General features: G+C 61.1%; 24 protein-coding genes. 4 read left to right on the forward strand and 20 right to left on the reverse strand.

The window, feature by feature from the left end; translation table 11 throughout:
• Nucleotides 1–184: 184 nt before the first annotated feature.
• The 3 genes from NAC44_RS10235 to NAC44_RS10245 all read right to left on the reverse strand — a co-directional run bounded on the left by NAC44_RS10235 (nt 185) and on the right by NAC44_RS10245 (nt 4224).
• Entirely contained in the window at nt 185–1786 is a 1602-nt protein-coding gene (locus NAC44_RS10235; protein WP_250940396.1) for an ABC transporter substrate-binding protein, read from the reverse strand.
• 189 nt (nt 1787–1975) lie between these two features.
• On the reverse strand, nt 1976–3349 hold the full coding sequence (locus NAC44_RS10240; RefSeq protein ID WP_250940399.1) for an aspartate aminotransferase family protein: 1374 nt from the start codon (nt 3347–3349) through the stop codon (nt 1976–1978).
• Between the two features lie 20 nt (nt 3350–3369).
• Nucleotides 3370–4224: a GNAT family N-acetyltransferase gene (locus tag NAC44_RS10245; protein ID WP_250940401.1), complete on the reverse strand. Its 855-nt coding sequence runs from the start codon at nt 4222–4224 to the stop codon at nt 3370–3372.
• A 334-nt stretch (nt 4225–4558) separates the two neighbouring features.
• On the opposite strand from NAC44_RS10245, the gene NAC44_RS10250 reads away from it, so the two are divergent.
• Both NAC44_RS10250 and NAC44_RS10255 read left to right on the forward strand, forming a co-directional pair.
• On the forward strand, nt 4559–5227 hold the full coding sequence (locus NAC44_RS10250) for a haloacid dehalogenase type II (RefSeq protein ID WP_250940403.1): 669 nt from the start codon (nt 4559–4561) through the stop codon (nt 5225–5227).
• Between the two features lie 47 nt (nt 5228–5274).
• Nucleotides 5275–6549, forward strand: coding sequence for an NAD(P)/FAD-dependent oxidoreductase (locus tag NAC44_RS10255; RefSeq protein WP_250940560.1), 1275 nt, complete (start codon nt 5275–5277; stop codon nt 6547–6549).
• 192 nt (nt 6550–6741) lie between these two features.
• On the opposite strand, the gene NAC44_RS10260 is transcribed toward NAC44_RS10255, so the two are convergent.
• Genes NAC44_RS10260 through argE form a run of 6 tightly spaced genes read right to left on the reverse strand, consistent with a single transcriptional unit; the run spans nt 6742 to nt 13200 of the window.
• Nucleotides 6742–8199 (reverse strand): NAD-dependent succinate-semialdehyde dehydrogenase, encoded by a 1458-nt coding sequence (locus NAC44_RS10260; RefSeq protein ID WP_250940405.1) that lies wholly within the window; start codon nt 8197–8199, stop codon nt 6742–6744.
• A gap of 13 nt (nt 8200–8212) precedes the next feature.
• A complete protein-coding gene (locus tag NAC44_RS10265) occupies nt 8213–9256 on the reverse strand; it encodes a tartrate dehydrogenase (RefSeq protein WP_250940407.1) in 1044 nt (347 codons plus the stop codon).
• A 10-nt stretch (nt 9257–9266) separates the two neighbouring features.
• Nucleotides 9267–10730: an aldehyde dehydrogenase family protein gene (locus tag NAC44_RS10270; protein WP_250940409.1), complete on the reverse strand. Its 1464-nt coding sequence runs from the start codon at nt 10728–10730 to the stop codon at nt 9267–9269.
• Between the two features lie 36 nt (nt 10731–10766).
• Nucleotides 10767–11120: a cupin domain-containing protein gene (locus NAC44_RS10275; protein WP_250940411.1), complete on the reverse strand. Its 354-nt coding sequence runs from the start codon at nt 11118–11120 to the stop codon at nt 10767–10769.
• Between the two features lie 20 nt (nt 11121–11140).
• Entirely contained in the window at nt 11141–12064 is a 924-nt protein-coding gene (locus NAC44_RS10280; RefSeq protein WP_250940413.1) for a 2-hydroxyacid dehydrogenase, read from the reverse strand.
• 11 nt (nt 12065–12075) lie between these two features.
• Nucleotides 12076–13200 carry an acetylornithine deacetylase gene (argE, locus tag NAC44_RS10285; RefSeq protein WP_250940415.1) on the reverse strand — a complete coding sequence of 375 codons (1125 nt, stop codon included), beginning with the start codon at nt 13198–13200 and terminating at the stop codon, nt 12076–12078.
• Between the two features lie 234 nt (nt 13201–13434).
• On the opposite strand from argE, the gene NAC44_RS10290 reads away from it, so the two are divergent.
• Complete coding sequence (locus NAC44_RS10290; protein ID WP_250940563.1) at nt 13435–14325, forward strand: GNAT family N-acetyltransferase; 891 nt, start codon at nt 13435–13437, stop codon at nt 14323–14325.
• Between the two features lie 32 nt (nt 14326–14357).
• On the opposite strand, the gene NAC44_RS10295 is transcribed toward NAC44_RS10290, so the two are convergent.
• The 10 genes from NAC44_RS10295 to NAC44_RS10340 all read right to left on the reverse strand — a co-directional run bounded on the left by NAC44_RS10295 (nt 14358) and on the right by NAC44_RS10340 (nt 24375).
• Nucleotides 14358–15368, reverse strand: coding sequence for a zinc-binding alcohol dehydrogenase family protein (locus NAC44_RS10295; protein WP_250940417.1), 1011 nt, complete (start codon nt 15366–15368; stop codon nt 14358–14360).
• A complete protein-coding gene (locus NAC44_RS10300; RefSeq protein ID WP_250940420.1) occupies nt 15365–16681 on the reverse strand; it encodes an L-fuconate dehydratase in 1317 nt (438 codons plus the stop codon). The genes NAC44_RS10295 and NAC44_RS10300 overlap by 4 nt, the downstream gene beginning before the upstream one ends.
• A gap of 30 nt (nt 16682–16711) precedes the next feature.
• Nucleotides 16712–17557, reverse strand: coding sequence for a fumarylacetoacetate hydrolase family protein (locus NAC44_RS10305; protein ID WP_250940422.1), 846 nt, complete (start codon nt 17555–17557; stop codon nt 16712–16714).
• Between the two features lie 26 nt (nt 17558–17583).
• Nucleotides 17584–18318, reverse strand: coding sequence for an SDR family oxidoreductase (locus NAC44_RS10310; RefSeq protein WP_250940424.1), 735 nt, complete (start codon nt 18316–18318; stop codon nt 17584–17586).
• Nucleotides 18319–18345: 27 nt separating this feature from the next.
• The gene (locus tag NAC44_RS10315) at nt 18346–18675 is read right to left on the reverse strand and encodes an L-rhamnose mutarotase (protein ID WP_250940426.1); all 330 of its coding nucleotides are present in this window, start codon (nt 18673–18675) and stop codon (nt 18346–18348) included.
• Between the two features lie 10 nt (nt 18676–18685).
• A complete protein-coding gene (locus NAC44_RS10320; RefSeq protein WP_250940427.1) occupies nt 18686–19498 on the reverse strand; it encodes an amidohydrolase family protein in 813 nt (270 codons plus the stop codon).
• Nucleotides 19495–20505, reverse strand: coding sequence for an aldo/keto reductase (locus tag NAC44_RS10325; protein WP_250940429.1), 1011 nt, complete (start codon nt 20503–20505; stop codon nt 19495–19497). Before NAC44_RS10325 ends, NAC44_RS10320 begins: the two co-directional genes overlap by 4 nt.
• Before the next feature lie 57 nt (nt 20506–20562).
• Nucleotides 20563–21504 (reverse strand): ABC transporter substrate-binding protein, encoded by a 942-nt coding sequence (locus NAC44_RS10330; protein WP_250940431.1) that lies wholly within the window; start codon nt 21502–21504, stop codon nt 20563–20565.
• A 95-nt stretch (nt 21505–21599) separates the two neighbouring features.
• On the reverse strand, nt 21600–22649 hold the full coding sequence (locus NAC44_RS10335; RefSeq protein WP_250940433.1) for an ABC transporter permease: 1050 nt from the start codon (nt 22647–22649) through the stop codon (nt 21600–21602).
• A gap of 178 nt (nt 22650–22827) precedes the next feature.
• Complete coding sequence (locus NAC44_RS10340) at nt 22828–24375, reverse strand: sugar ABC transporter ATP-binding protein (RefSeq protein ID WP_250940435.1); 1548 nt, start codon at nt 24373–24375, stop codon at nt 22828–22830.
• A gap of 169 nt (nt 24376–24544) precedes the next feature.
• Between NAC44_RS10340 and NAC44_RS10345 the strand changes: the two genes are divergently transcribed.
• A complete protein-coding gene (locus NAC44_RS10345; protein WP_250940437.1) occupies nt 24545–25216 on the forward strand; it encodes a FadR/GntR family transcriptional regulator in 672 nt (223 codons plus the stop codon).
• A gap of 58 nt (nt 25217–25274) precedes the next feature.
• On the opposite strand, the gene NAC44_RS10350 is transcribed toward NAC44_RS10345, so the two are convergent.
• Complete coding sequence (locus NAC44_RS10350; protein ID WP_250940438.1) at nt 25275–25925, reverse strand: BON domain-containing protein; 651 nt, start codon at nt 25923–25925, stop codon at nt 25275–25277.
• Nucleotides 25926–25930 lie beyond the last annotated feature (5 nt).

A 25930-nucleotide genomic window follows, 5' to 3' on the forward strand; every position in this document is an offset into this window, starting at 1 on the left:
TCGCAATGTGAGCACTGTAGCGTGATGAAGGCGCAAGATAACCGGGCCAACCGGGGTCTCAATTCTTTTTGGGCGCGTCGGGCCGAAAAGCAGGGTTCGCTTTTCGCTCCGACGCTCTCAATCTTTGTTCTTACGCATGTGCGGAGGCAAAATCGCGCCGCACTTTTCTCGGTGCCATACGCAATCAGGGCTCCAGCCAGACATATTCGGCCATGGCATAGCCCATCATGCCGCCGAGCGGGTTGGGCTCAAGTCCCTTCAGCTTGCTGGAGATGGCGTCGATATTGGTGATATAGGCCGGGATGATGGTGCCGGCGTCATCGGAAATCATCGTCTGCATCTCGTTATAGATCTCGTGGCGTTTCTTGTCATCGAGAAGGCCACGGGCTTCCAGCAGCATCTGGTCGAATTTCGGCGATTTGTAATGGCTTTCGTTCCACGGCGCATCGGAGGCATACAGCAGCGAGAAGTAGATGTCCGGCGTGGGACGGGCATTGATATTTCCGAAATGGATCGGCGCCTTCAGCCAGTATTTGCTCCAGTAGCCGTCGGAAGGCACACGCTGAACATCGAGTTTCAGGCCGATATTGGCGCCTGCGGCCTGTACGATCATCGCCATATCGACGGAATTGTCGGCGGCATCGGAGGCAACCACCGGGATGGACTGGCCAAGAACGCCGGCCTTCTGGAAATAATGCTTTGCCTTGTCCGGGTCGAAGGACTTCGGTTTCAGATCGGCATTGTGATACACATTCATCGGCGAAATCGGCTGATCGTTGCCGACAACGCCATTACCGCGCAGCGCCGCACTGATGATCTGCTCACGATCGATCAGATATTTCATCCCGGTGACGAAATCGGGCTTGTTCATGTCCAGACGAATATTCAGATCGGTATAGGTGCCGCTGGTCGATTTCGACAGGGCAAAACCCGGCCGTGACATGACGAGCTTGGTCGAGCGCGGGTTGATGGCCGAGGCAAGTTGAATATCCCCGGCGAGAAGCGCGTTGACGCGGGCATTGTCGTCGCTGATGGCGAAAAACTCGAAACTATCGATATGCGGCAGGCCTGGCTTCCAGTAATGCGTGTTCTTCTTCATCAGCGAGCGCACGCCCGGCTCGAAAGATTCCAGCACAAAAGCACCGGTGCCAATGCCCTTGGAAAAGTCGGTCGTGCCATCCTGCACGATCATGAACTGGTTGAGTGCGAGAATGAAGGGCAGATCGGCATTCGGCTGGTTCAGCACGATTTCGACCGTGTTCGTATCAATGGCCTTGATCTCGCTCATCTGGGCGGCGATCTTGGCAACCTTGGAGCCGACGGCGGGATCAAGATGACGCTTGAGGGTGAAAACGACGTCGGCTGCGGTCAGTGCCTTGCCATCATGGAAGGTGACGCCCTTGCGCAGCGTTGCCGTCCAGGTCTTGGCGTCCTTGCTCTCCAGTTTTTCGGCCAGTTCCATTTGCGGTTTGCCGCTGGCGTCAATGAAGGTCAGCCGGTTATAGAGTGAGCAGCAGCGGACATAGTCGGTTCCAAGCGAGGCTTTCGCCGGGTCGAGTGTATCGGCGTTGGAGGAGGAAATGCCTGCTGCCTTGAAATGCCCGCCGGACACCGGCGTTGCCGCAACGGCGCGGTCAGCGCGGCCCAGCACCGCAGCCCCGGCAGACAGCGCCACGCCGCTGGCCAGCATCAGTTTCAAAAGATCGCGCCGTGAGGCACCGCGGCGAATGGCGTCTTCCACGCGGGCGTCATCGGATGTCGTCCAGTTGGTAATCTTGTCGCTCATGTCATTCCCCTTTTTGTTGAGTTTGACCGGATACCCGTCTTCAATGCGGATTTTGACCGGCTGATCATGGAAAGTGTCTCACGCTGGTTGCGGCGTATCCTGCGCTATAGGCCGGACTGTCAGCATAAAATTGCGAACTTGCTTTGCCCGGCGATATTTCAGCGTTGGATCATAAACATTGTCTTCGCCTTACATCATTGCCTTGCGCACATCCGGGTCTTCCAGCGTCTGATTGAGTGTCTTCAGCGTGCGCTCGACAATGGCGTCGATATCGGCATCTGTGCAGCAGAGCGGCGGGGCATAGCCCAGCACCCCTTGCGCAAAGGCGCGGATGACAAGGCCGTTCTCCCAGGCGCGGTCAAAGATGCGTCGTGCCGGCTGGCAGGCGGCGGGAAGCGGCGTCTTCTTCGCCTTGTCGGTGACAAGCTCGACCCCGTAAAGCAGGCCGCGCCCGCGGACCTCGCCCACCAGCGGGTGATCGCTGAGGCTTTCCAGACCCGCCTTGAGGCGCGCACCTGCCTTGCGGCCGTTTTCCAGAAGCCCGCCTTCATAAAGCTTCAGCACTTCAAGCGCCACAGCCGCACTGACCGGATGGGCCGAATAGGTATAGCCATGCCCGACGGCAGCCTCGCCCGCGCCCTCGGCAATCACCTGATAGACCGCCTCCGACATGAAGACCGCGCCCATCGGCACATAGCCGGAGGTCAGGCCCTTGGCGACTGTCATCATATCCGGCACGATCTCTTCTTCTGAAGAGGCAAAGAGCGGGCCGGTGCGGCCAAAACCTGTTATCACCTCATCGGCGATGAACAGAATGCCATAGCTCTTGCACAGTTCGCGCATGGCCTTGATCCAGCCTTTGGGCGGCACGATGACGCCGCCGGAACCCTGGATCGGCTCGGCATAAAATGCTGCAACCCGATCCGGGCCGATGGCCTCGATCTTTGCCTTCAGCGCTGCAAGCGAGGAAGCGATGATGGCATCACCGTTTTCACCGACCGGATTGCGATAGGGGTAAGGCGAGGGGATCTTGTGCTGGAAGTCGAAGGGCAGGCCGAAACCGGCATGAAAGGCGGGCAGCGCCGTCAGCCCCGCACCCACCGTGGAGGAGCCGTGATAACCCTGCTCGATGGAGATGAACTGGTCGCGCTGCGGCTGACCTTTCGCGTGCCAGTAATAGCGGACGAAGCGGATGGTGGAATCCACCGCATCCGAACCGCCAAGGGTGAAATAGAGGCGGTTGAGATCGCCGGGGGCACGATCGGCAAGCTCTGAGGCCAGCCGGATGGCCGCTTCCGAGCCAAGATCGAAATAGCCGGTGGCATAGGGCAGTTCGCGCATCTGGCGGGCGGCGGCCTCGACGATGCTGTCATGGCCGTAACCGGCATTGACGCACCAGAGACCGGCAAAACCATCGACCAGTTGATGACCGCTGGCATCGGTGACGGTGGCGCCAGAGGCGGATTTCAGCACCCGCACCCCAAGGCGTTCATGGCCGCGATAAGAGGCGACGGGATGGATCAGATGGGCGCGGTCAAGTTCGATCAGGGAATTGGCAAGCATGATAAGTCTCCGCAATAAGATCAGCCCAGCGCCTGACTGGCCAGCGCATAGAGTTTTGCATGCACATCGTCGGCACCGGCTTTCGGCGGACGCTGCATGGTGACGCCGCCACCGGCATGGGCAAGGCCGATCTCGCTCAAAAAGGGGTGAAGGCCGGTTTCGATGTCGGTATCGACACGCAGAAACGCGCCGGGGCGTGAGGCGGCATGATAGGCAATCAGCGTCTTGGCCATCTCCAGATCCGGTGCCACCACCGGGCCGATCACCTCGCCACGTCCGAAGGCGCGAATGGCTGCATAGGCAATGATATGATGATCCTTGCGGACCACGGCAATCTCGCCATGGCGGTGAAGCGCCTCGATGAGCGTGGTGCGGTTGGCGCCGAAGGCTTTGGTGTCCAGTGCCTGGATCGCCGCAAGATCGTCCGGTTGCAAGACCTCGATACCGTCCGGGCGGGCAAGTGTGGTGACCGGCCCCTGATGCTGGCGCACCGCACCGATGGCGACGAAGCCAAGTTTTTCATAGAGCGGCAGGCCTTCCTGCGTGGCAATGAGACGCAACTGCCGATCTCCGGCCAGCGCGATGGCGCTTTCCATCATCCGGCGGCCAAGACCCAGACCGCGCATCGCCTTGTCGACGATGACCATATTGATCGTGCCGCACGTGTCGCCATAGGGCGTCATCATCAGCGTGCCGACAACACGGCCCTCGGGATCGACTGCGACCACACCTTTGCTCAGATGATGGGCCAGCAGCCAGTCTTCCCGGCGATGTGGCCAGTTTTCGCCGCGTGACAGCGCCAACGCGCCGTCGATATGCTCGTGTCCGAAGGCGTTGATCTCGATCCTGGTCTGAACGGGGGTGTTCTGGGTCATTTGGTTTTTCATCATCTGTTTTTGTGTGGCATGTCCTTTTGCTGAACAAAGTTTCAATCAGGATGAAGACGCTATTCGTCTGAATGCTGCACCCGATGCGCTATCTTTCGCCAAAGCCGGTGGGCACCACCGCATCTTATGCTGCAAGGCTTGCTGGCAAGGCTTGATCGCGAGGTCGGATGGCCACATTGTCAGGCGGCTTCTGCAATTCTCTGCCAAAGGGCGGGGCAGATTAAAAACTTTCTGCTTTGCGAGCGGTCGAATTCATCCATCCATCGCTTCATGGCCCACCATAAGATGATTGCATCGAAACACATGGCCAGAGGAAAACATCATGGCGCCCTTCCGTCCGAAATATATCACCTTCGATTGCTACGGTACGCTGATCAATTTTGACATGGCTGGTGCTGCCCGCGATCTTTACGGTGACCGGCTCGACGATCTGGCGATGAAAAAATTCATCTGGAATTTTTCCTCTTACCGGTTGGATGAGGTCATGGGCGCATGGAAGCCCTATGCCGAGGTGGTCTATAATTCTTTGTCGCGTGCCTGCAGGGCCAATGGTGTGACCTTCCGGGATGAGGACGCACAGATGGTGTATGAGCGCGTTCCCACCTGGGGTCCGCATGCCGATGTTCCGGCAGGGCTTGCCAAAGTGGCGAAAGAAATTCCGCTTGTCATTCTGTCCAATGCGATGAATGCGCAGATCATGTCGAATGTTGAAAAACTCGGCGCGCCCTTCCACAAGGTCTATACCGCCGAACAGGCCCAGGCTTACAAGCCGCGCTTTCAGGCCTTTGAGTATATGTTCGATATGCTGGGTTGCGGCCCGGAGGATGTGATGCATTGTTCCTCCTCCTTCCGGTATGATCTGATGTCGGCGCATGACCTGGGCATCAAGAACAAGGTCTGGGTCAATCGCGGCCATGAGCCGGCCAATCCCTATTACGGCTATGTCGAGATTGCCGATATTTCCGGCCTGCCGGGCGTGGTGGGTCTTTAAAAAAAGGCCGGTTTGACAAGGCCAGTTTGCAAATGAAAGTCCAGCCGATGAAATTCCTCTCCTATTGGCATGACACGGCACCGGCCTTTGCCGGTGCCGCACAAGGGCCTGTCAGCGGTCATTATGATGTGGCCGTGATCGGCGCGGGCTTTACCGGGCTCGCAAGCGCCCGCCAGCTTGCCCGGGCGGGGGCGAAGGTCGTCGTGCTGGAGGCCGAGCGCGTCGGCTTCGGTGCGTCCGGCCGTAATGGCGGCCACCTCAACAACGGGCTGGCCCACAGCTATCTCGCGGCCAAGGCGTCCCTTGGCAAGGAGCGCGCCATTGCGCTCTATCATGCGCTTGATGCATCCATCGATACGATTGAGGCGCTGATTGCCGAAGAGGGCATCGACTGCAATTTCCGCCGCGCCGGCAAGCTGAAGCTTGCCTCCAAGCCTCAGCATGTCGAGGCGCTCGTTAAAAATTTCGAGGCGCTGCATGGCGAATGCGATCCCGATACGGCGCTTTTGTCGGCGCAAGACTTGAAAAGTGAGGTTGGTTCGCCTTTTTACGGCGCCATGCTGTCAAAGAAGAGCGCGATGATGCATATGGGCCGCTATGTCGTGGGGCTGGCCGATGCCGCCAAACGCCATGGCGCCGTGATTTTCGAAAAGGCCGCGGTCGCCGAACATCGGCAGGCAGGCGGCGTGCACAGCCTGAAAACCGCGCGCGGCACGGTGACGGCGGCCAATGTCATCATCGCGACCGGGGCCTATACGACGCAGAATTTCTCCTGGTTTCGCCGTCGCATCATTGCCGTCGGCAGTTTTCTCATCGCCACCCGGCCGCTGACGGAAGCCGAGGCGCAGGCGGTGATGCCCGGCAACCGCACCTGCGTTAACACGATGAATATCGGCAATTACTGGCGGCTTTCCCCGGACAACCGGCTGATTTTTGGCGGCCGCGCCCGCTTTTCCGCCACCTCCGACCAGCGTTCGGATGAAAAGAGCGGTGCGATCCTGCGCGACAGCATGGAGCGCATCTTCCCGCAATTGAAAGGCATCGATATCGACTATTGCTGGGGCGGCCTTGTCGATATGACGGCGGATCGTTATCCACGCGCCGGTTTTCACGACGGTCTGTGGTATGCCATGGGCTATTCCGGTCATGGCGCGCAATTGTCCACCCATCTCGGCATGATGGTGGCCGATGCCATTCTTGGCCGCGAAGACCGCAACCCGCTGAAAGGTCTCGACTGGCCCGCCGTGCCTGGCCATTTCGGCAAGCCCTGGTTCCTGCCGCTGGTCGGCCAGTATTACAAGATGCTCGACAGGTTTCAGTGATTTCCCCAGCCAACTTGAAGGCGCTAGAGCATTTCCAGGAAAAGTGTGAAGCGGTTTTCCGTCCGGAAATGCGTAAAAACAAAGAGTTAGAGCGCTTCGATGTTTCCGTGAAACAGTGACGCGCTCTAGCGCCTTCTTTTTGTCGTCTGAGAAAGGAAAGGAGCGGACAACGACCGCTCCTTTGTCATTGGTTCAGGCCAGCCCGCCCATGTGAAAAGCCTTGGTTTCCAGATATTCCTCGATGCCGTTCTGCGCGCCTTCGCGGCCGAGGCCGGATTGTTTGACGCCGCCGAAGGGGGAGACTTCCATGGAGATCGCCCCGGTATTGAGCCCGACCATGCCAAACTCCAGCGCCTCGCCCACGCGCCAGGCCCGCTTCATGCTTTCGGTGTAGAAATAAGAGGCCAGACCGAAGGGCGTGCCATTGGCAATGGCGATGGCCTCGTCCTCGGTCTTGAAGCGGAAGAGGGGGGCGACGGGGCCGAAGGTCTCTTCGCAGGCCAGCAGCATGGCGGTTGTTGCGCCGGTCAGCACCACGGGCGCGGTATATTGGCCGCCTTCCGGCAGGGCGGGCGTTTCGGTGATGATTTTGGCCCCCTTTTCCAGCGCATCGGCAATGTGGCGGTTGATCTTGTCGATGGCAGCCGCATTGATCATCGGGCCGATCGTGGTTCCCGGCGCGGTGCCGGGGCCGACTTTCATCGCCTCCACCCGGGCTTTCAGCTTTGCCGCGAAGGCATCGTAAACGCCCTCCTGCACCAGAATGCGGTTGGCGCAAACGCAGGTCTGGCCGCCATTGCGGAATTTTGACACGAGCGCGCCTTCAACCGCCAGATCGAGATCGGCATCGTCGAAAACGATAAAGGGCGCATTGCCGCCGAGTTCCAGGCTGAGCCGCTTGATGCTGTCAGCGGCACCGCGCATCAAGAGCGAGCCAACGCGGGTTGAGCCGGTGAAGGAAATCTTGCGCACCGTTTCATTTGCCATAATCTCGGTGCCGATGTCGGTGGGCATGCCGGTGAGGATATTGATCACGCCAGCCGGAATGCCGGCTTTTTCCGCCAGCACGCCCAGCGCCAGCGCCGAATAGGGGGTAAATTCCGAAGGCTTGATCACCACGGTGCAGCCGGCGGCAAGGGCGGGGGCGACCTTGCGGGTGATCATCGCATTGGGGAAATTCCACGGCGTGATGATGCCGCAGACACCGACCGGCTCCTTCAGCACCAGAATGCGCCGGTCGGGCGTGGGCGAGGGGATGGTCTCGCCCTTGATGCGCCGGGCTTCCTCGGCAAACCATTTGACGAAGGAGGCGCCGTAGCGGATTTCGCCGCGCGCTTCATCCAGCGGCTTGCCCTGTTCCGCAGTCAGGATCAGCGCCAGATCTTCGAGATTGTCCAGCATCAGATCGTGCCAGGCTGTCAGCAGGTTTGCCCGCTCGGCATGGGTTTTCTTTTTCCAGCTGCCATAGGCTTTCTCCGCCGCTTCGATGGCGGCGCGGGTTTCGCTCCCGCCCATATCGGGCACGGTGCCGATGACCGCCTGCGTGGCGGGATTGATGACATCGACAGTTTTGCCGGAGGCGCTGGCGCACCAGTTGTCGCCGATCAGGCCGGTCTGGCGGAAAAGGCTTTTATCCTTGAGGTTCAACATGAGAATTTTCCTGTCAGATCAGTGCGTTGAGAACGGCTTTTGTGATGGTGCCGGTTGTGTCTTTTCCCGGCACCGTGCCAATGCCTTTTTCGGTGGCGGCGGAGATGGCGCGCATCACCTTTGCCGCGGCGTCCTGTTCGCCTAAATGCTCAAGCATCATCGCGCCGGACCAGATGGCGGCCATCGGGTTGGCGATGTCCTTTCCGGCAATGTCCGGGGCTGAGCCATGCACAGGCTCGAACATCGAAGGAGCGGTGCGGTCGGGATTGATATTGGCCGAGGCGGCAAAGCCCAGCCCGCCCTGAATGGCTGCCCCCAGATCGGTGAGAATATCGCCAAAAAGATTGGAGGCGACGATCACATCCAGGCTTTCCGGCGCCATGACCATGCGCGCGGCCAGCGCATCGACGTGATAGCTCGTCACCGTGACATCGGGATATTCGGCGGCGAGTTGCTGCGTGATCTCGTCCCAGAACACCATGGAATATTTCTGCGCATTGGATTTGGTGACGGAGGCAAGCCGCCTGCGCCGGGCACGCGCCTGCTCAAAGCCATAGCGGATGATCCGCTCCACCCCCTTGCGGGTGAAGATTGCGGTTTCGACGGCGACCTCATTGTCGAGGCCCTGATGCACCCGACCGCCGGCACCTGCATATTCGCCCTCGGTGTTTTCCCGAATGCAGAGAATGTCGAAGCTTTCCGCCTTGAGCGGCCCTTCCATGCCAGGCAACAGCCGGTGCGGGCGGATATTGGCATATTGCACAAAGGCCTTGCGGATGGGCAGCAGCAGACCATGCAGCGAAACCGAATCCGGCACCGCCTGCGGCCAGCCGACCGCGCCGAGCAGAATGGCGTCGAAGCCGCGCAGCGTCTCGATGCCGTCTTGCGGCATCATCCGCCCGGTCTCTTTGTAAAAGGCGCAGGACCAGGGAAATTCCGTGCCCTTGAGGGCAAAGCCGGATTGTCCGGCCACGGCCTTTAACACCGCCCAGGCGGCCTCGGTGACATCGCGGCCAATGCCGTCGCCGGGGATGAGCGCAATGGAATGGGTTTTCATGCGATATTCCTCAAAGATTGATCAGGACACTCTTGCTCTTGCGGTTGGCCTCATAGGCCTCGCGGCCCAGATCCTTGCCGATGCCGGAGCGTTTATAGCCGCCGGTGGGCAGGATATGGTCGCGCGAGCGGCTGTAACGGTTGACCCAGACGGTGCCGGCCTGAAGCGCGCGGGCAAAGCGCAGCGTGCGGGAAAGGTCACGGGTGAAGAGCCCGGAGGCAAGCCCATAGACCGGGTGATCGGCCAGCGCCAGTGCCTCTTCTTCGGTCTCGAAGGTCTGCACCGTCAGCACCGGGCCGAAGATTTCCTCGACAATGGCCGGATTGTGCTGATCGACGCCTGAAATCAACGTCGGGGCGTAAAAATAGCCAGGCGTGTTCATGACATGGCCGCCGGTCAGGCATTCGCCACCTTCTGCCTTGGCCGCTTCCACAAGGCTGTCGATGCGGGCAAGCTGGCGCTCGGAAATGATCGGCGAATATTGCACCCTCTCATCCCAGGTCGGACCGGGGCGGGCGGTTTTCAGGATGGCGGTGATGGCTTCGATCAGCCTTGCGGCAATGGATTTCTCCGCCATCAACCGGGTTCCGGCCACGCAGGCCTGCCCGGCATTGAAGAGGACGCTTGCGGCAATGGCGGCGGCGGCCTTGTCGAGATCGGCATCGGCAAAGACGATCTGCGGGCTCTTGCCGCCCAGCTCCAGCGTCATCGGTTTCACGCCGCAGCGGGCGATGTTTTCCATGATCGCCGACCCCGCCCGGGTCGAGCCGGTGAAGCTGACCTTGGCAATGTCGGGATGGCCGGTGATGGCATTGCCGGTCACGGGGCCATCGCCCAGCACGACATTGATCAACCCGGCGGGAATGCCCGCCCTAACGGCAAGCTCAGCCATATAGACGGTGGAAAAGGGCGTCATTTCCGACGGCTTGATCACCACCGCATTGCCCGCGGCAAGGGCCGGGCCAAGCTTCCAGCCTGCCATGGAGATGGGGAAATTCCACGGCGTGATCGCACCGACCACGCCGTAAGGCTCAGACAGCGTCATGCCGAATGTGCTGTCATCGGTCGGCACGACATCGCTGCCCTGCTTGTCGGCAAATTCGGCAAAGAAGCGGATCTGTTCGGCGGTGACGGCAATGTCCCCGGCAATGAGCTGGCCAACGGGGCGGGTGGATGAGACGGCCTCGATCTTCGCCAGCGTTTCGGCTTCCTGCTCGATCAGGTCGGCCCATGCCTGCAAGGCCTTTGTCCGCTCGCGCGGGCGAAGGCCCCCCCAATTGCTGGCTTTCAGCGCTGTCTTGGCGCTTTCCACCGCGCGGTCCACCATGGCACCGTCGGCAACGGGGCAGGTCGCATAGGCCTTGCCATCGGAGGGACGGCGCATCTCAAGCCCGCCCTTGGCGGCAATGCGCTCGCCGCCAATCAGATGATGGATCGGCAGCGTCAGCTGATCGGGATCGAAACTCAGGCCCATGGCGATATTTCCTACAGGGTGTCTGGACGTGTCGGCTCAGTTGACGACGACATAGATCTTGCGCACCGTCTCGATGGTCTTCCACACGCCGACAAAGCCCGGCTTCATCACGAAACTGTCGCCCGCCTTGTAAACGACCGGCTCGCCGCCCTCAGGGGTGATTTCGATGACGCCGGACAGGATGTGGCAGAATTCAAACACCTCGCCCTTGATCGATTTCGTCTCGCCTGCTGTGGCTTCCCAGACGCCGGAGAGCACTTTGCCGTCCTTGGCCTCATCCATGGCCCAGGTCTTGAAGGTGGGGGAACCGGCAATCAGCCGCTCCGGCAGGGGGCCGGATTCGCGCGGGGTGAAGGTCGGGTTCGGGTCGAGGGTCTTGAGGAGGGACATGGTTTTCCTTTCGTGGATGGTCAATAGAAGCGGCTACGCTCGACAAGGCCGATCGGGTCCTTGCCGGCCAGATGGCGGTTGATGTTGTCGATCACGGCGCGGGCCGCGGTTTCCGGCTGGGTGACGCTGGCGATATGCGGGGTGAGAATGATCTGCGGATGGGTCCAGAAGGCGTGGTCCTTCGGCAGCGGTTCGGGATCGGTGACGTCGATCACCGCGCCGGAGAGATGGCCGCTGTCGAGGCAGGCGAGGAGTGCGGCCTGATCGAGCTGCGGCCCGCGCCCGACATGGACGAGGCCTGCCCCCGGCGGCAAGCGGCGGAAGAGATCGGCCTTCAAAATGCCACGGGTCTGCGGTGTCAGCGGCAAAAGGCAGACCAGAATATCCGTGGTCGCCAGCATGGCGTTGAGGCCCGCTTCGCCGTGATGGCAGGAAACCCCGTCAATGGTGCGCGGGCTGCGGCTCCAGCCGGAGAGAGGAAAGCTGAGCGGTTTCAGCCTGTCGATGGCCGCAGACGCCAGATTGCCGAGGCCGAGAAAGCCGATGCGCCGCTCGCTGGCCTGTCTCTGCGGGCGCGGCGACCATTCCCCGCGCCGCTGGCTGGCGAGATAGGCGGGCAGGTTGCGATGCAGCGCCAGAACCGCCATCAGCACATATTCCTGCATCATCCGTTGAATGCCGTCCTCGACCATGCGCACCACCTTCACCGAAGCCGGGATGGCGGCGAGATCGAGCTGATCGACACCGGCGCCGATGGAAAACAACAGTTCGAGATTGCGGTAGCGGGCGAGATCGGCGGGCGTTGTCCAGGTCAGAAGATAGCGCACCGCGTCAGGATCGACCTTTGCCGCATCCCTGGTGAAGGCAAGATCCGGCAGGGCGCTGGCGAAGGCTTCGGCAAACACCGCCCCGCGCCGGGCATCGGACTGGAAGAGAAAGGTCATTGCCCGCTTCCTCACGCCGCACAGCGCTGGCCAAGCGCTTCGATGAAGGACTGGCAGGCGAAAAGCTCGCTTTCGAGAATGAATTCATCCGGCTTATGAGCGCGACCGATATCGCCGGGACCACAGATCAGCGCATCGACACCGGCGGCCTGATAAAGCCCGGCCTCGGTGCCATAGCTGACGGCGCCGATCGGGGCTTCGCCGGACAATCCGGCGACCAGATGGGCAAGCGGGGCATCGGCAGAGAGTGCCAGCGGCGGATAGGCGCTCAGCACCTGCCAGTCCACCTGAATTCCCTTTTCCCTTAAAGCTTCGGCCCTTCTCCGCACAGGCTCCAGCAAGGCTTTCGGATCGGTGCCGGAAACGGCACGGGCCTCAAGCTCCAGCACGGCGAGATCAGGAATGATGTTGACCGCCTTGCCGCCGGAGATGACGCCTGCCTGCAAGGAGGACCAAGGTGGGGCAAAGGCGGCATCGAAGGGGCCCTGTTGCAGCGCTGCCGCCTGATCGATGGCCGCATTCAGCACCTCTGCCATGGCGTGAATGGCGTTCAGGCCGAGATCGGGCCGCGAGGAATGGCCCGCCCGCCCGCCAAGCGTCACCCGTGCTGCGGCCTTGCCTTTGTGGGCGAGCACGGCGCGCATGCCGCTCGGCTCACCGATGATGGCGCCCAGCGGGGGGGCTGAAAGCTCTGGCAGCTTCGCAATCATATGCGGCACGCCGCGGCAGCCTGCCTCCTCATCATAGGAAAAGGCAAGATGGATCGGCCGTTTCAGACCGGCTGCGACAAGCTTTGGCACGGCGGCAAGGGCGGCGGCGAGAAAGCCCTTCATATCGGTCGTGCCGCGACCATAAAGCGCCGCGCCGTCACGCCGCAGGCGAAAGGGTGGCGATTGCCACTCGCTCGCCTCTGCCGGAACCACATCCATATGGCCGGAGAGAATATAGCCCGGCACGTCTTTCGGCCCGATGCTGGCAAAAAGATTGCTGCGGTCGCCTTCCGGGCCGGGCAGCACGGTGACGGTCACGGACAGGTCTTGCAGATAGGCGCGCACCCACGCGACGATATCGCCGTTCGCAGTGCCGACAACACTTGGAAAAGACACCAGCCGGTCAAGAATTTCGGTTGCGTTCATCAAATCTCCGGTGCAGCCTGTGGCTGTCTTCGCCCTCTGTGATCAAAAATCAGCATGGCGGTTTTCGGCGGGATTCCATGCCGAAGCTTGGCAGGTTTCGGTCAATTGTTGTGCTTCGGCCCGGTGTTTGAGCAAAATCTGCGGCGCTTTGGATGTATGATTGCTATCAACTGCCGCGTCTTGCGCGCGGCGATAACGTCTGTGCGGGGAGGCAGGAAGGTGACGCAAACGGTAATGCCGGAAGACACGGTGCAGATCGACGCTTTTGCCATGGAGATTAGCGATGTGCAGACGGCAGAGCTCGACCAGCTTTATGCGCTGTCGATTTCAGTCGGCTGGCCGCATCGGGCTGAGGACTGGCAGTTTCTGCGCGAGACCGGCAAGGGCGTTGTCGCCACCGACGAGATCGGACGGATCATGAGTTCGGCCATGTGGTTTCGTCAGGCGCCCGATCTCGCCACCATCGGCATGGTGATCACCTCACCGCGCCTGCAGACGCAAGGGGCGGGCCTTTGGCTGATGGACCATGCGCTGAAGGACCTCGAAGGCGTCAATCTGCGCCTCAATGCCACCCGCGCCGCCCAGCGGCTTTATCTGTCGCTGGGATTTCTCCCGGAAAAAACAGTCTATCAATGCCAGGGTGTGGTGACCAACCCGCCGGATGCCGACAGGCCGGTCGAGGGCGAACTGCGTGTTCTGACGGATGCGGACCGCGAGGCGGCGATTGCCCTTGATGCGGGCGCGTTCGGTGTGGCGCGCGCGCCGCTCATGCACCGGCTTTTTGCCGTGGCGCGCGGCTATGGTCTCTTCCGCGAGGGTGTGCTCAAGGCCTTTGCCCTGTGTCGTCCCTTCGGGCGCGGCCATGTGGTCGGCCCGATCGTTGCTGGCGACGATGCCGATGCCATCGCCGTGCTTGCCCCACATCTGCGCGAAGCCGAAGGCCGGTTTCTGCGCCTCGACACCCATTTCAGCACCGGCGATTTTGCCCTTGTGGCCACCGGCAGCGGGCTTTCACTGTTCGATACGGTGCTGACCATGTCGAAGGGCAAGAGCCTTGCTGATTTTCTGGCCGAGGGTGCTCATCCGCCGCTGACCTATGCGCTGGTCAGCCAGACGCTGGGTTGAGCGCCTTTCTCGGCCAGATATGGCGCAGTCCGTCACACCGCAAGAATGGCCTTGATCACCCCGGCTTCGGGCCGCGACCAGTCCTTGAACAGCGCCACACCGTCTTCCAGGCGGCCGTTATGGGTGTTGAGCGCCCGGGTCGGCACATGACCGGCTTCCATCTGGCGCACCACTTCGGCAAAATCCTCCGGCAGGGCGTTGCGGCTGGCCAAAAGGGTCGCCTCGCGCTTGTGAAATTCCGGGTCGGAAAAGCGGATATCGTCGCGCACCACGGAGAGAAACACACAGCGCCCGCCATGGGCCAGATAGGCAAAGCCCTGCTGCATCGGCGCGGCATTGCCAGTGGCGTCGATCACCACATCGAAGCCGTCGCCGCCGGTGATCGCATCGATTTCGTCCTGAACCGTGCCGCCCGACACCAGCGCCCGGTCGGCCTTGAGCCGGTCCATGGCGAAGGTTAGCCGGTCTTCGCGGGTGTCGATCACCGTCACGTCGGCTCCGCGCGCCTTGGCGAAAATGATCGCCGACATGCCGATCGGCCCGGCACCGGTGATCAGCACGCGGTCCTTTTCCGTCAGGCCGGAACGCCTCACTCCATGGGCGCCGATGGCGAGAAATTCGATCATCGCCGCATCGTCAAGGGCAATGCCGCCTGTGGCAATGACATTGCGCTCCGGCACGCACACATATTCCGCCATGCCGCCATCGCGGTGTACGCCCAAAACTTCAATGGACTGGCAGGCATTGGTCAGCCCCTTGCGGCAGGCATGGCAGGTGCCGCAGGAAAGATAGGGGACGATATAAACCGGATCGCCCGCTTTCAGCGCACTGCCTGCGGGCGCTTCCTCGACGGTGCCGGACAGCTCATGGCCCATGATGCGCGGATAGGCGAGAAAGGGATGTTTTCCGGCATAGATGTGAAAATCCGTGCCGCAAATGCCGATATGGCGGATTCGCACCAGCACCTCGCCCTCGCCACGCTTCGGTTCTGCCCGCTCGATCAGGGAAAGGCTGCCGGGTTCGTTGCAGATCAGCGCCTTCATGATGCCGCTCCGGCGAGAACCGCCTGTTCCTCCACCTTGCTCCGATAGGTATAGCGGGCGATGGACTCCGGTTTCATTTCGATGGAAAAGCCCGCCGCCTTGGGCGGCAGATAGGCGGCGTTGCGGATGACGCAGGGGTCGAGGAAATGCTCGTGCAGATGATCGACATATTCGATCACCCGACCCTCTTTCGTGCCGGAGACGGCGATATAATCGATCATCGACAGATGCTGCACATATTCGCACAGCCCGACGCCCCCGGCATGGGGCCAGACCGGCTTGCCGAATTTGGCCGCCAGCAACAGCACCGCCAGCACCTCGTTCAGCCCGCCCATGCGGCAGGCATCGATCTGCACGATGTCGATTGCCCCTTCGGCGATGAACTGTTTGAACATGATGCGGTTCTGGCACATTTCGCCGGTTGCCACCCGGATCGGGGCAATCGCCTCGCGGATCCTGCGGTGGCCTGCGACATCGTCGGGGCTGGTCGGCTCTTCAATGAAGAAGGGCTTGCAGAAAGAAAGCGTCTTCATCCAGTCGATGGCCTGATCGACCTCCCAGACCTGATTGGCATCCACCATCAGATAGCGGTCCGGGCCGATCACCTCGCGGGCAATGGTCAGGCGGCGGATATCGTCGTCGAGATCGCGGCCCACTTTCATCTTGATATGGTTGAAGCCCTGATCGACGGCGTCCTTCGCCAGACGCCGCAGTTTGTCGTCGTCATAACCAAGCCAGCCTGCCGAGGTGGTGTAGCAGGGATAGCCTTCGGCCTCCAGCCGGGCCATGCGCTCGGCCTTGCCGGGCTCGGCTGCCCGCAAAATGGCAAGCGCCTCTTCGCGCGTCAGCGCGTCGGTCAGATAGCGGTAATCGACGATATCGGCGATCTCTTCCGGGCTCATACCGGCGATGAAGGCCCAGAGCGGCTGGCCCGCTTCTTTCGCCATGACATCCCAGAGCGCATTGACCACAGCACCGGTGGCAAGATGCATGGCGCCCTTGTCCGGCCCGATCCAGCGCAACTGGCTGTCGCCGGTCAGATGCCGCCAGAAGCGGCCGGGTGCGGCCCTGATCTGGTCGAGATCGGCCCCGACCACCAGATGCCGCATGGCTTCGATGGCCATGCAGCAGATGTCGTTGCCGCGACCGATGGTGAAGGTCAGGCCGTGGCCGGAAAGCCCCGGCCTGTCGGTGTCGAGAATGACATAGGCCGCCGAATAATCCGGATCGGGGTTCATGGCGTCGGACCCATCCAGGCTTGCCGAGGTGGGAAAGCGCAGATCGAAGACGCGAAGATTACGGATGCGGGTCATGGGCGGCCTCTTCTTGCAACGGTAACGGGATCAGCGATCGGCTTTGAAGGTCTGGGTCTGGCTGCCAAGCCCTTCAATGCCCAGTTCCACCACATCGCCGGGTTTCAGATAACGCGGCGGCTTCATGCCAAGGCCGACGCCGGGCGGTGTGCCGGTGGAGATGACGTCGCCCGGATGCAGGCTCATGAACTGCGACAGATAGGAAACCAGGAAGGCGACGCCATAGACCATGGTGGCGGAGGAGCCGTTCTGCATGGTCTCGCCATTGACCTTCAGCCACATTTTCAGATTTTGCGGATCGGGGATTTCATCCTTCGTCACCAGCCACGGACCGAGCGGGCCGAAGGTGTCGCAGGATTTGCCCTTGGTCCACTGGCCGGAACGTTCCGTCTGGAAGGCGCGTTCGGAGACGTCATGGGAGACGAGATAGCCCGCCACATGATCAAGCGCCTCGGCCTCGGAGACATATTTCGCCGTCTTGCCGATCACCACGCCAAGCTCGACCTCCCAATCGGTCTTTTCCGAACCGCGGGGAATGAGCACATCGTCATTCGGCCCGCAGATCGCCGAGCTTGCCTTCATGAAGATCACCGGCTCCGGCGGCACGGCCATGCCGGATTCGGCGGCGTGATCGGAAAAATTGAGCCCGATGCAGATGAATTTGCCCGTGCCCGCCACCGGAGGGCCAAGACGGGTGGCAGCTTCGATCACCGGCAGCGAGGTCGCATCGATGGCGCCGAGCCTTGCCAGCGTTTCAGGATCGAGATTGGCGCCCATCAGATCGCCGACATGGGCGGACAGATCGCGGATCGTGCCGTCAGCGGCGAGAATTCCGGGCTTTTCCTGTCCCGCTGCGCCATAGCGAAGAAATTTCATCGTCAAATCCTTTCAAACAAACAGGGTCAGATCGACCAGCCGCCATCGATGGCGTAGGCCTGACCTGTGGTATAGGTGGCACCGGAGAGATGCACGGCAAGAGCGGCGATTTCCTCCGCCGTGCCGAGACGGCCCATGGGCTGGCGGGCGATGAAGGCGGCGCGCGCCTCTTCATAATTGCCCTGGGCCCGCATCCGCTCTTCCAGCGACGGGCTTTGCACGGTGCCGGGGCAGATGGCGTTACAGCGAATGCCCTGGCTCACATAATCGGCGGCGACCGATTTGGTCAGGCCGATCACGGCGGCCTTGGTCAGGCTGTAGACGCAGCGGTTTGGCACGCCTTTCACCGAGGAGGCGACGGAGGACATGTTGATGATCGATCCGTCGCCGCGTTCCAGCATGCCCGGCAGCACCGCCTGAATGGTGCGGATCATGGCGCGGACATTGAGGTCGAAGGCAAAATCGAGATCGCGGGCCTGAACATCGAGAACCGTGCCGCCATGCACGACACCGGCGCAGTTGAACAAGACATCGACCGGACCGATCGTCTGGAAAAACGCGGAAACGGCATTGTCATCCAGCACATCCAGCCTTGCCGTGGAAATGCCCTTCTGTCCTTCAAGGCTTTTCAGCGCCTCTTCATTGATATCGGTGGCAAAGACGGTCGCACCTGCCTCGGCAAAGGCCAGTGCCGAGGCCCGGCCAATGCCCTGACCTGCTGCGGTGATCACCACCACCTTGCCGTGAAGAGTGTTGCTCATCCTGTAAACTCCTTAAAAAAACGGGTTTCAATCGAGATGAAATACAGTTTGCATCATCGCCCACCATTCGCCTTGCCTGCGCGTGTCGAAGGGTTTCTGGCAGGGAATGCAGAAAGACCACCATTCCTGATTGCGTTTGTCGGCGGCCATGCGGGCCATGTCTGCGTCGAAATCCGAGCCGTGATACTCCCAATAGCCGAAAAGAAGATTTTCCGGCTCCTTGAGAAAGATCGAGTAGTTGCGAATGTGACAACTGGAAATCAGGGCGAGGATCTCCGGCCAGACAGCACGATGCAGGGTCTTGTACTCTTCCACCTTGTCAGGGTTAAGACCGATCACCATTCCCATTCTCTGCATAGCGTTTTCCTCACACTCCATAAATCTGACGGGCATTCTCGCCGAAAATCCGGGGCCAATCCGCCTCCGGCACGATGGCACGGGCCTGGGCAAACCAGTCGGCATAGGTGCCGGCCAGCTCCACCACCGGCCAGTCGCTGCCAAAGAGCACTCTTTGCGCGCCGAACAGCATCAGCAGGGTTTCGGCATAGGGACGGATTGCCTGCGGCAACTGGTTGCCACGCTCGGTCAAAAGGCCCGATAGCTTGCAGGAGACGTTTTCAAGATCGGCAAGCCGCCCCATGGCCCTGAACCAGTCGCGATAGTGCCCTTCGGCAATGTCCGGCTTTGCCCCGTGATCGATGACAATGGTGAGCGCGGGGTGGCGTCTGGCAAAATTTTCAAGAAAGGGCAGGTGACGCGGCATGACCAGCGCATCGAACACCAGACCGGCCTCGATCATCGCCTCAACCGCCGGGGCAAGGGCCGGATCGTCGATCCAGCCATCCTCGGCGATGTCCTGCAGCATCGGGCGCAGGCCCTTGAGCTTGGGGGCCTTGGCCAGATCGGCAATGGTGGCTTCGGCATCGGGGGCTTTCATGTCAGCCCAGCCGACCACGCCGAGAATGAAAGCGTGCTGGCTGGCCAGATGCAACAGCGCCTCAGTCTCGGCTGAAGAGGGCAGGGACTGCACCAGGATCGTGCCATCAATGCCATGCCGTTCCAGCTGCGGTGTCAGGTCGGCCGGGCAAAAATCGCGGTAAATGGCGGTAAGCTCGGGCGGCGGCCAGGCACCCGCCCTGTCTTTCAGCAGCCAGAAATGCTGATGCGCATCGATGATCATGGTCCGCTCCCGATGGGAGCATTCCCGGCAATGACGCCCTTGTCTTGCAGGGTCTTCCAGAAGGAGGCAGGTATCTTCTCCTCGAACCAGCCGATATTGGCGCGCATCTGCGCGCCATTGCGCGCGCCGGAGACGACAGAGACACTGGCCGGATGCAGCAGCGGAAATTGCAGCGCCGCCGCCTGCATGGAAACACCCTGTTCGGCGCAGGTTGCGGCAATCTTTTCCACCTGCGCCAGCAGTTCTGGCGGGGCCTCGGCATAATTGAACTTGCGATTGCCTGCCAGAAGGCCGGAATTGAAGGCTCCGGCGATGACCATGCCGACACCGGCCTTTGCCGCCCTGTCCATCAGGGTCAGACTGTCCTGCTCCAGCAGCGTATAGCGACCGGCGAGCATGGCGATATCGATATCGAATACATCCATGGCCTCGGACACAGCCTGCCATTCATTGACGCCAAGCCCGACCGCCTTGACCAGACCCTGATCGCGCAATTGACTAAGCGCCTTGAACCCGCCGCCGGTGGTGAGCTGGCTCCAGTAATGTTCGTGCCGGTCGCCATGGGTCACACGGCCAATGTCATGGATGAAGAGAATATCGCAATCATAAACCCCAAGCCGCTGGCGGCTGTCTTCAAACGAGCGCCAGATGCCGTCATGGCTGTAGTCATAGACCGGGCGGAAGGGCAGGGGCCCGACGAAACCGTTCTCCTCCGGTCCCAGATCGGCATCCGGCACCATCAGGCGACCGACCTTGGTGGAGAGCACATAGTCTTCACGCTGATGCTCGCCCAGCATGGTGGCGAGACGGCGCTCCGAGCGGGTATGGCCATAATAGGGCGCGGTGTCGAAATAGCGGATACCAGCCTCAAAAGCCGTGTCGAAGGCGCTGAGTGCCTCATCATAGCCCGTCCAGCGATAGAGATTGCCCATCTGGGCGCAACCAAGGCCCATGACGGTGAGCGAAAGATCGCGATGTTTCAGCCTGCGCCTGTCTTTGACCTGCATGATCGAACCCGTTTGTGAAAGGTGAGGATGCGCGGGGGCCGCGCATCCAAGGAAGGATCAATAGAGAACGTTCTTCGCCTGCGGCGTATCGATATTGGCCTTGGTGACGACGACCACGCCGGTGTCGATGTCCTTCGGCACCTTCTGCTTGTCGAGCACCTTCACCAGCGTCTCGATGCCCTTTTCGCCCATCTGGTAGGAGCCCTGAACGACGATGGCCGCCAGCGTGCCGTCCTTGACGAAGTTCTGCAGATCCTGATTGCCGTCAAAGCCGACAGCGGTGATTTTTCCGGCCAGACCCTTTTCCTTGATGGCGCGGGCCATGCCGATGGCGGTCGGCTCATTGGCGCCGAAAATGCCCTTGAGATCGCTGTTGGCGGCCAGAACATCGGTGGTCTGGTTCAGCGCCGTGGCCATTTGCGACTGCGAATAATAGGGACCGACGATCTTCAGCTTGGAATGGGCCTTGATGTAATCGGTAAAGCCGCCGACACGGCCGATTTCAGAACCGGCACCGGCCACATAGGACATGACGGCGATCTTGCCTTCCTTGCCCACCTTGTCGATCAGCGCCTTGGCGGCCAGTTCGCCCGCCTTGCGGTTGTCGGTGGAAAGGAAGGACTGGTAATATTTCTCGCCGCTTTTCGACAGCATGGAATCGATGATCACCACGGGAATATGCGCCTCCCACGCCTTTTTCACCGCAGGCACCAGCGCATCGGGATCGGAGGGGGCAAGCACGATGCCGTCCACTTTGCGGTTGACGGCGTTTTCCACCATGTTCACCTCGTCGGCGATGGCGGATTCGGATGCCGGGCCCTGAAAGGTCATGGTATAGCCCTTGTGACCGGCAATGGCCGCCTTGGCGCCCTTCTGCACATTCTGCCAGTAGGTGGAGTTGACCGTCTTGACGATGACGGCAATCTCGCCCGCCGATGCGGTGGATGCGGCGGCCAGCGCAATCAGCGATGCGGCAAAACCGAGAGCAAATTTATGCATGTTTTCCTCCTCTTGTGCGAACCCTGCCGGGGTTCTGTCCGGGGGAAGGCTCCTCCCCTTCCCGTATCAGATGAGATTGCGGTCTCAGGCCCTTCTCAGCGGCGGTTGCGCATCTGGTCGATCCAGACCGTGCCGAGGATCACCAGGCCGATGACGATCTGCTGGGTGAAGGCGGAAACGCCGTTCATGTTCAGGCCGTTGCGCAGAATGCCGATGACGAAGGCGCCGATGACGGTGCCGGAAATCGTGCCCACCCCGCCGATCAGCGAAGTGCCGCCGATAACGGCAGAGGCAATCGCGTCGAGTTCATAGCCGACGCCTTCATTCGGCTGGCCGGTGACGAGGCGTGACATCAGCACGCAGCCGGTCAGCCCGGCCAGCGTGCCGGAAATGATATAGGTGAAAGCGCTGATGCGGTTGACATTGACGCCGGAGAGCCGTGCGGCATCGCCATTCGAACCGACCGCATAGATATGGCGGCCAAGCACCGTGCGCCTCAGCACGAAAGCGGCGACAAGGGCAATCACCACCATCAGCACGACGGGATAGGGGATGCCGGGAAAGCTGACGACGGGAAAGCCCTGATCGTCAAGGCTCTCCAGACGAAACAGCGAGCCATTGCCCAGCACGCCGAAGGCATCGCCAAGGCCGGAGACGGCACGCGCATCGGTGATCTGCAGGGCCACGCCGCGGGCAATCAGCATCATGCCCAGCGTGGCGATGAAGGGCGGCAGGGTCATGCGCGTCACCAGAAGCCCGTTGATCGCCCCGCACAGCGCCCCGGTCAGAATGCCGAACACCATGCCTAGCCAGACCGGCGCGTTCAGATCCTTGACCGCCAGCGCCGCCACCACGCCGGACAGCGCCACCACCGAGCCGACTGACAGATCGATGCCGCCGGTGATGATCACATAGGTCGCGCCAATGCCGAGAAGGGCGATGGAGGTGACCTGAAGCCCGATGGTCATGCCATTGCCAAGCGTGAAAAACGCATCCGAGGTTGCCGCAAAGGCTGCCGCCAGCACCACCAGACTGCCGAAGGCGGCAAATTTCTGGATGATATCCTTCTGCCGGTCGCTCAGTCCGAGCGCGCTTTTCGATGTGACAGGCTCAAATCGGCGCTCTGAATTTTTATTGTTCAGCATAATTTTATCGATCCTCGCTGCGCTCCGGTCGAATTATGCTCGCGGCGACGATGCTCGCCCTGCGGCTTTTCAGAAGTCATGTCGGCCATAACGAATGTCCTTGGATTTTCAGGCCGGATGCACAAGGCGGGAAGGGCTTTGCGCAGCGGCGTCAACATAGGATCAGGATAGGAGTGGCTCAGGCGCGGCGCGTGCCGCCCCCGCGCCCGGAGGCATAGAGCATGATCTCCTCCTGCGTGGTCGCGGCGGTTTCAAGCGTGGCGGTGATGCGCCCGCCATGAAACACGGCAACGCGGTCGGTGATGCCGAGAATTTCCGGCAGTTCGGAGCTGATCAGCACGATGCCGATGCCGCGTGCGGCCAGTTCATCCATGATCTGGTAGATGGCGAATTTCGCCCCGACATCGATGCCGCGGGTCGGCTCGTCGAAAAACATCACCTTTGGCTGGCGAAACAGCCATTTGCCGATGATGATCTTCTGCTGGTTGCCGCCGGAGAGCAGTCGCACCGGCTGGGAAAGACCGGGTGTGCGGATCGACAGCAGATCGACATAGGACTGGCTGGCGGCGCGATGCGCCTCCCGGTCGATAATGCCGAAGCGATTGGCGACCGCCGCCATATTCGCCATCGTCAGATTGGCGTCGACCGGCATTTTCACCGCCAGTCCCAGACCTTTGCGGTCTTCCGACAGATAGGCAATGCCCGCCTTGATCGCCGCGCGCGGATCGGTGATCGAAAGCTGATCGCCCTCCAGCAGGATCGTGCCGGCATCGAAGCGGTCGGCGCCGAAAATGGCGCGCGCCACTTCCGTGCGGCCTGCGCCCATCAGGCCGGAAAAGCCCAGAATTTCCCCGCGGCGCAGCTCGAAACCGATATCGGTAAACACGCCGCGCCGTGTCAGCCCGGAGACGGAGAGGACCACATCCGAGCCCGGCTTGCGGGTCGGCGCGGGAAATTTTTCCTCCAGCGCCCGGCCCACCATGCGGGCAACGATATCATCCAGGGTCACGGCGGCAAAATCATCGGTGGAAATATAATGGCCGTCGCGCAGCACCGTCACCCGGTCGACGATTTCCGCCAGCTCATCCAGCCGGTGCGAGATATAGACAATGCCCGCGCCCGCAGCCTTGAGATCACGGATCACCCGGAACAGCAGCCGGGCTTCCTGCTCGGTCAGCGAGGAGGTCGGCTCATCCATGATCAGCACGGAGGCGTCAAGCGACAACGCCTTGGCGATTTCCACCATCTGGCACTGGGCAATCGAGAGGCTGCGCACCTGGGCATTCGGATCGATCCCGACGCCGAGCCTGTCGAGGCAGGCCTTGGCATCCCGGTAGAGCCTTTTGCGGTCAACCAGAAAGCCCTTTTTCGGCTCTCGGGCGAGAAAGATGTTTTCCGCAACGCTCAGATGGGGGACGAGATTGAGCTCCTGATGAATGATGGCAATGCCCGCCGCCTCCGATTGCAGCGGCGAGGTGAACTGCACCGTTTCGCCCTTATAGACGATCTCTCCGGCATCACGCTTGTAAACGCCGCTGATGATTTTCATCAGCGTTGATTTGCCCGCCCCGTTTTCCCCGCACACGGCATGAACTTCACCGGCGTAGAGGTCGAAGCTGACGCCCGAGAGCGCCTTGACACCTGGAAATTCCTTGGAAACGCCCTGAAGCGTCAACAACACGCCATCAGGGGCATGCCGGTCAGTGGCAAGCTGTCTCACTCCCATGAGCCTCCTCCTTCGGACGAACCCGCCTCCTCAAGCGTTTTCGAATGCATTCCTAGGATGGATTTTGGATATTGGTCAAGCCAATTTTTTAATTTTGACTTGTATTTCGGAGATAAACGAAGTTAAACCAAGGAATAGATTGATTTTCATGTGATTGGCCTGACCAGATATGAGTGAACCGAAACGCCTTTATCAGCAGATCGCCGATCAGCTGCGCAACCTGATCCAGACCGTGCCTTATCCCCCCGGCACACGGCTTCCGGCCGAGCGGGAACTGGCGCAGACGCTGGGCGTGTCGCGGCCCTCGCTGCGCGAGGCGCTGATTGCGCTGGAAATTGAAGGGACGATTGAAATTCGCATGGGGTCGGGCATTTATGCCCTGTCAACCGGAAAGACGGCACAGATGAGCCGCTCGCTCGGTGAAAGCCCGATGGAGCTGATGCAGGCGCGCGCGGTGATTGAAAGCGCCGTCATCGTGCAGGTCGCCGCCGTAATCGGGCCGGAGAGCCTGCGCGCTTTGCGCGCCATTCTCGATGCGATGGATCAGGAGATTGTCAACGGGCGAAAACCCATCGAGCAGGACCGCCAGTTTCACCTGACGCTGGCGGGGCAGGCGGGCAATCTCGTCTTGCAGGACATTGTCGCCACGCTGTTCGATGAGCGTCACAGCCCGATGTCGGATCATATGCGCGGCCGGTTTGAAACGCCGGAAAGCTGGCGGGCGGCCTATCATGAACATGAGCGGATACTGGCCTGTCTGGAAAGCCGCAATCCGCTGGGCGCGCAGGCCGCGATGCATCAGCATCTTGTCGCCTCCGGCCGCCGCTGGCTGGAGGGGTAAAACGGCGTAAGGTCGGCAGACAGAACAGCGCGAACGCCGTTCTGCCCGCAAGCACTTATCAGGTTTTCGCCTGATCCGACCCCATATCCTGGGTGCGCACCCGGATATTGTTCTGGACATTGTTCACGCCGGAGACGGAATCGGCAGTGTCCTCCGCCACCCGCTTGTCGGCGCGGTTGGGCACGATGCCGGACAGTGTCACCTCGCCATCCTTGACCGAGACGGAAATGTCGCTGGCATCGAGATAAGGGTGATCGGTCAGCCGGTCATGCACATCCTCGTTGATGCGGTCATCCGAGCGGCGATAGCCTTTCGGCCCCTTGCCGCGATGCTCGTCCTGCCGACGGCGTCTTTCGGCGTCCTCATCGCCGAACCAGGAGGCCATTTCATCCGTGGCCCTGTCCCACATGCCGCGATCCTGATGGCGCTGCCGGTCCAGATCGTAATCGGAAGAACGGCCTCTGTAGCGCTGGTTGGAAGAGCCGGCACCGCGTCCGCCATAACCGGAATAGCTGGAGCCGGAACCCGAACCCGGATAGCCATAGCCGGGAGCCGTGCCGTAGCGTGGTTCATCATAGCCGAGGTCGTCCGTGGTCCACTCGTCGCGACCGCGCCAGTCGCTGCGGCCACCGCCTGCATAGCGGTCCCGGCGGTCACGTCGCATGGAGTTGCGGTCCCAGTCCGGCTGGTAATCATAGTCATACGCCATGTCAT

The sequence above is a fragment of the Allorhizobium sonneratiae genome, from assembly GCF_023700755.1.
GTDB lineage: Bacteria > Pseudomonadota > Alphaproteobacteria > Rhizobiales > Rhizobiaceae > Allorhizobium > Allorhizobium sonneratiae.

Coding starts and splice junctions, on each gene's coding strand:
- NAC44_RS10235 (WP_250940396.1), bottom strand. CDS start 1,786: ATGAGCGACAAGATTACCAACTGGACGACATCCGATGACGCCCGCGTG.
- NAC44_RS10240 (WP_250940399.1), bottom strand. CDS start 3,349: ATGCTTGCCAATTCCCTGATCGAACTTGACCGCGCCCATCTGATCCAT.
- NAC44_RS10245 (WP_250940401.1), bottom strand. CDS start 4,224: ATGACCCAGAACACCCCCGTTCAGACCAGGATCGAGATCAACGCCTTC.
- NAC44_RS10250 (WP_250940403.1), top strand. CDS start 4,559: ATGGCGCCCTTCCGTCCGAAATATATCACCTTCGATTGCTACGGTACG.
- NAC44_RS10255 (WP_250940560.1), top strand. CDS start 5,275: ATGAAATTCCTCTCCTATTGGCATGACACGGCACCGGCCTTTGCCGGT.
- NAC44_RS10260 (WP_250940405.1), bottom strand. CDS start 8,199: ATGTTGAACCTCAAGGATAAAAGCCTTTTCCGCCAGACCGGCCTGATC.
- NAC44_RS10265 (WP_250940407.1), bottom strand. CDS start 9,256: ATGAAAACCCATTCCATTGCGCTCATCCCCGGCGACGGCATTGGCCGC.
- NAC44_RS10270 (WP_250940409.1), bottom strand. CDS start 10,730: ATGGGCCTGAGTTTCGATCCCGATCAGCTGACGCTGCCGATCCATCAT.
- NAC44_RS10275 (WP_250940411.1), bottom strand. CDS start 11,120: ATGTCCCTCCTCAAGACCCTCGACCCGAACCCGACCTTCACCCCGCGC.
- NAC44_RS10280 (WP_250940413.1), bottom strand. CDS start 12,064: ATGACCTTTCTCTTCCAGTCCGATGCCCGGCGCGGGGCGGTGTTTGCC.
- argE (WP_250940415.1), bottom strand. CDS start 13,200: ATGAACGCAACCGAAATTCTTGACCGGCTGGTGTCTTTTCCAAGTGTT.
- NAC44_RS10290 (WP_250940563.1), top strand. CDS start 13,435: ATGCCGGAAGACACGGTGCAGATCGACGCTTTTGCCATGGAGATTAGC.
- NAC44_RS10295 (WP_250940417.1), bottom strand. CDS start 15,368: ATGAAGGCGCTGATCTGCAACGAACCCGGCAGCCTTTCCCTGATCGAG.
- NAC44_RS10300 (WP_250940420.1), bottom strand. CDS start 16,681: ATGACCCGCATCCGTAATCTTCGCGTCTTCGATCTGCGCTTTCCCACC.
- NAC44_RS10305 (WP_250940422.1), bottom strand. CDS start 17,557: ATGAAATTTCTTCGCTATGGCGCAGCGGGACAGGAAAAGCCCGGAATT.
- NAC44_RS10310 (WP_250940424.1), bottom strand. CDS start 18,318: ATGAGCAACACTCTTCACGGCAAGGTGGTGGTGATCACCGCAGCAGGT.
- NAC44_RS10315 (WP_250940426.1), bottom strand. CDS start 18,675: ATGCAGAGAATGGGAATGGTGATCGGTCTTAACCCTGACAAGGTGGAA.
- NAC44_RS10320 (WP_250940427.1), bottom strand. CDS start 19,498: ATGATCATCGATGCGCATCAGCATTTCTGGCTGCTGAAAGACAGGGCG.
- NAC44_RS10325 (WP_250940429.1), bottom strand. CDS start 20,505: ATGCAGGTCAAAGACAGGCGCAGGCTGAAACATCGCGATCTTTCGCTC.
- NAC44_RS10330 (WP_250940431.1), bottom strand. CDS start 21,504: ATGCATAAATTTGCTCTCGGTTTTGCCGCATCGCTGATTGCGCTGGCC.
- NAC44_RS10335 (WP_250940433.1), bottom strand. CDS start 22,649: ATGCTGAACAATAAAAATTCAGAGCGCCGATTTGAGCCTGTCACATCG.
- NAC44_RS10340 (WP_250940435.1), bottom strand. CDS start 24,375: ATGGGAGTGAGACAGCTTGCCACTGACCGGCATGCCCCTGATGGCGTG.
- NAC44_RS10345 (WP_250940437.1), top strand. CDS start 24,545: ATGAGTGAACCGAAACGCCTTTATCAGCAGATCGCCGATCAGCTGCGC.
- NAC44_RS10350 (WP_250940438.1), bottom strand. CDS start 25,925: ATGGCGTATGACTATGATTACCAGCCGGACTGGGACCGCAACTCCATG.